The sequence below is a fragment of the Novosphingobium organovorum genome, assembly GCF_022832435.1.
Classification (GTDB): domain Bacteria; phylum Pseudomonadota; class Alphaproteobacteria; order Sphingomonadales; family Sphingomonadaceae; genus Novosphingobium; species Novosphingobium organovorum.
Genome location: NZ_JALHLF010000193.1, coordinates 1 through 3,630, shown reverse-complemented (window position 1 = coordinate 3,630; position 3,630 = coordinate 1). Strand labels below are relative to the sequence as shown.

The following is a 3,630-nucleotide window of genomic DNA, read 5'->3' as shown; positions in this document are numbered from 1 at the left end:
GCTGCGCGGCGCGCAGGCGCTCGGCAACGCGACGCGCGCCACCCACGCGGCGGCCTTTTGCGATGCCCATGGCGCGCTGGTGCTGGTGCGTGAGGATGTCGGCCGGCACAACGCGCTCGACAAGCTGGTCGGCGCGCTGGCGCGGCAGGGGCGCGATCCGGGCGGCGGGTTCATCGTGATGACGTCGCGCTGTTCCTACGAACTGGTCGAGAAGACGGCGCGTGCGGGGTGCCCCTTGCTGGTGACGATCTCGGCCCCGAGCGAGCTGGCAGTGCGCCGGGCCGAGGCGGCGGGACTGGCGCTGTGCGTGGTGGCGCGCGAGGATTTCATGCTTTCGACGCAAGTCGACGCCAATGGCCCCTTCATCGACGATTGACCGGGCCCCATGCCGGTTTTCCTTGTAGGAGTGCGGCGCAAATCCTAGTTTGAAAGCGCATGTTTTTCCGGGCAGCTAACAGGACAAGGAACCTCTTTTGATGGCGAGTGCGACCGACACGGCCGTGGCTGACGAACTCAAGCTCACGCCGCCCGATCCCGTGCCAACCGTGCGGGCCGAAAAGGCCGCTGGCCTCGTGCCGGTGAACGAGGAGCAGAAATCCAAGCTGCAGGTGCGGGTCGATGAATTCGTCGCGGACCTCGTCGCGCAGGATTCCAGCTCCCCCGATTTCGGCCGCCGCGTGGACCAGATTACCAACATGGGGCGCAAGGAAATCGCGGAGGCCTCGGGCCATTCCAACCGCTTTCTCGACCGGCCGATCCGGGCCATGGACAAGGACACAGGCGTCGGCACCGACCTTGCCGAACTGCGCCGCACGGTCGAGGATCTCGACCCCTCGACCAAGGGCGACCTGCTTTCCAAGCGCAAGCTCTTCGGGATCATTCCGATGGGCTCGAAGCTGCGCAACTATTTCGACAGCTACCAGAGCGCGCAGGGCCACATCTCGGCGATCCTCACCCGGCTTCAGAACGGCAAGGACGAGCTGCTGATGGACAACGCCGCGATCGACGTCGAACGGCAGAACCTGTGGGCCTCGCTCGGCAAGCTCGAACAGATGATCTGGATGTCCAAGGCGCTCGACACCGCGCTTGAGGAAAAGGCCGCGGATCTCGATCATAGCGATCCGGCGAAGGCCAAGGCGGTGCGCGAATCGGCGCTGTTCTACGTGCGCCAGCGCACGCAGGACCTGCTCACGCAAATGGCGGTCTCGGTGCAGGGCTATCTCGCGCTCGATCTGGTCAAGAAGAACAACGTCGAGCTCATCAAGGGGGTCGACCGTGCCTCGACGACGACGGTGGGCGCGCTGCGCACGGCGGTGACCGTGGCCCAGGCCATGGCCAACCAGCGCCTCGTGCTCGACCAGATCACCGCGCTCAACACCACCACCGCCAAGATCATCGACGCGACGGGCCAGATGCTCAAGGACAACACCGCGCGCATCCACGAACAGGCCGCCAGCGCGACGATCCCGATGGAAACGCTCAGCCGTGCGTTCCAGAACATCTACGACACGATGGATTCGATCGACACCTTCAAGGTCAAGGCGCTCGCTTCGATGAAGCAGACGGTCGAGGCGCTCGAAGGCGAGATCGGCAAGTCCAAGGCCTATATCGCCCGCGCGCAGGGGCAGGCCGAAGGGGTGGCCGAAGGCGATTCGCAGGCTGCCAAGGTCCTGCTCGAATCGCTCGACGAGAAGTGACCGGCCTCGCCCGCGCGCCGCAGGGGCTGCGCGGGCGACCGTTTTGGGGAGTTTGACGAGGTCATGGCACAAGTGCCCGCACGCCGGGTTTCGCAAGAGGTCATCCGCGCCGCGCGCCGCCAGCGCGCCGCGCGGCTCTACACCGCGCGCAAGGAGCGCTGGGCGTTTCGCCTGCGCCGCCTGCGCCGCGCGGTGCTGGCGCTCGCCGGGATCTTCATCGCGGCGCTGGTCACGGCGCTGATTATGGGCGGCCTCTCGTTCGCCACGACCGTACTGGTCACTTTGCTCGGCTTCGTCGTGTTCGGCGTGCTGGCGATCTATCCCTCCTCGCCGCGCCCGCGCCGGGGGGATCTTGACGAGGCAAGTCTGGCCGAACTCGCCGGATCGACCGAGATCTGGCTCGAAGCCAAGCGTCGTTCGCTGCCCGCCGCCGCGATCGATGCGATCGACATGATCGGCGTGCGGCTCGAACAGCTTTCGCCGCAGCTCGCGCTGGTGGAGGAGAGCGGCCCGGCCGCGCGCGAGGTGCGCAAGCTTTTGTCGGAGCATCTGCCGGCCCTCGTCGAAAGCTACACGCGCATCCCCGCGACGCTGCGCAACACGCCGGGGGCGGGTGGTACCAGTCCGAGCGATCAGCTGGTCGATGGGTTGTGCGTCATCTCGGACGAGATCGAGACGATGAGCGTAAGCCTCTCGCAAGGCGATGTCGATGCGCTGGCGACCCGCAACCGCTTTCTGGAAAGCAAGTACGTCGACGCGCGGGAGCCGGGCTGATGCTCGCGCTGCTGGGCGAGGCCCAGAACCTGCCGTTTACCGTGGCGCTGGGGGTCATGGCTGCGCTGGTGGTCATGCAGTTCTTCGGGCTGGGGGACCTGCTTGGCGCGGACAGCGACGTCGATGTCGACGTATCGCTCGAGGGGCACGTCGAGGGGGTGCCCGGGCACGGGCTCGATTCGGGGCTGCTTTCGCTGGTGGGGCTGGGGCGCGTGCCCTTCATGGTCTGGCTGATCGTTTTGCTCAGCGCGTTCGGGGTCATCGGCATCGCCGGGCAGCAGTTCCTTGAGGCCTTTACCGGCGCGCCGTGGAGCGCCTGGCTGGCCGGGCCTGCCGCGGGCGTGGCCGCGCTGCCTCTTACCGGCGCGATCGCCCGCCCGCTTGGCCGCCTCATGCCGCAGGACGAGACCAGCGCGATCGATCGTGGGGTGCTGGTCGGGCGTGAGGGCGAGATCGTGATCGGGACGGCCGTGCCCGGCTCACCCGCGCGGGCCCGCGTCACCGATCATTTTGGCCAAGTTCACCACGTCATGCTCGAGCCTGACAACGCCGACCAGAAATTCGTCGAGGGTGAGCGCGTGCTCATCGTGCGGCGCGAAGGTGAACTGTTCAAGGCGATCGCGCGCGGAGACCATTATCTGCCGCGAATCTAGTGGATTGATTTTGACATTTGCATCCCTTGGCGGCTGGGATGGGCTTGCAAATGTCAGAATCGAACCACTAAGTGTTTGGTCCCAGCATGTGATGGGTTGGCTGAACGATAAAGGCTTCGGGCTTTGATTTCCAGAGTTGTTCGATGGCCTCGTAAGGCGTCCTGAACTTCAAAGCCTTGAGTTGTTTTGCGAAATTGTAGGCGATCAGCCAGTCTGCGATGTGTTGCCGCAGTTCGTGGATCGATGCGTAATGGAAGGACTTGGTCGTCGCTTCCTTTATCGCCCTGACCATTCGCTCAGCCTGGCCGTTGGTCCAGGGGTGGTAGGGTTTGGTGAGGCGATGCTCGATGCCATTGCTCTGGCAGGTGCGACCGAAGATGTGACCGATCCAGGTGTGCGAGACGCCCTGTTATCGATCGACGAACTGGACGCCATTATCAGTCAGGATGGTGTGGATCGGATAGGGTACAGCCTTGATCAGCACCTTGAGGAATGCGGATGCTGCC

General features: G+C 65.0%; 4 protein-coding genes and 1 pseudogene. 4 read left to right on the top strand and 1 reads right to left on the bottom strand.

The genetic code is table 11. The annotated features are described in order from the left end of the window. From MTR62_RS20360 to MTR62_RS20345, 4 genes are all read left to right on the top strand, one after another. A partial coding sequence (locus tag MTR62_RS20360) for a formate dehydrogenase accessory sulfurtransferase FdhD (protein ID WP_244024387.1) occupies positions 1 to 376 on the top strand: 376 nt, incomplete at its 5' end. A gap of 100 nt (positions 377 to 476) precedes the next feature. Continuing rightward, positions 477 to 1,697 carry a toxic anion resistance protein gene (locus MTR62_RS20355; RefSeq protein ID WP_244024385.1) on the top strand — a complete coding sequence of 407 codons (1,221 nt, stop codon included), beginning with the start codon at positions 477 to 479 and terminating at the stop codon, positions 1,695 to 1,697. Positions 1,698 to 1,760: 63 nt separating this feature from the next. Then, positions 1,761 to 2,471, top strand: coding sequence for a hypothetical protein (locus tag MTR62_RS20350; protein WP_244024383.1), 711 nt, complete (start codon positions 1,761 to 1,763; stop codon positions 2,469 to 2,471). Further along, a complete protein-coding gene (locus MTR62_RS20345) occupies positions 2,471 to 3,124 on the top strand; it encodes a YqiJ family protein (protein WP_244024381.1) in 654 nt (217 codons plus the stop codon). The genes MTR62_RS20350 and MTR62_RS20345 overlap by 1 nt, the downstream gene beginning before the upstream one ends. Positions 3,125 to 3,191: 67 nt before the next feature. Here the strand turns inward: MTR62_RS20345 and MTR62_RS20340 are convergent. Continuing rightward, positions 3,192 to 3,630 (bottom strand): annotated as a pseudogene (locus MTR62_RS20340) (integrase core domain-containing protein); the annotation flags it as partial.

Bases quoted from the DNA above. Each gene is read 5' to 3' on its own strand.
- MTR62_RS20355 (WP_244024385.1), top strand. From the start codon at position 477: ATGGCGAGTGCGACCGACACGGCCGTGGCTGACGAACTCAAGCTCACG.
- MTR62_RS20350 (WP_244024383.1), top strand. From the start codon at position 1,761: ATGGCACAAGTGCCCGCACGCCGGGTTTCGCAAGAGGTCATCCGCGCC.
- MTR62_RS20345 (WP_244024381.1), top strand. From the start codon at position 2,471: ATGCTCGCGCTGCTGGGCGAGGCCCAGAACCTGCCGTTTACCGTGGCG.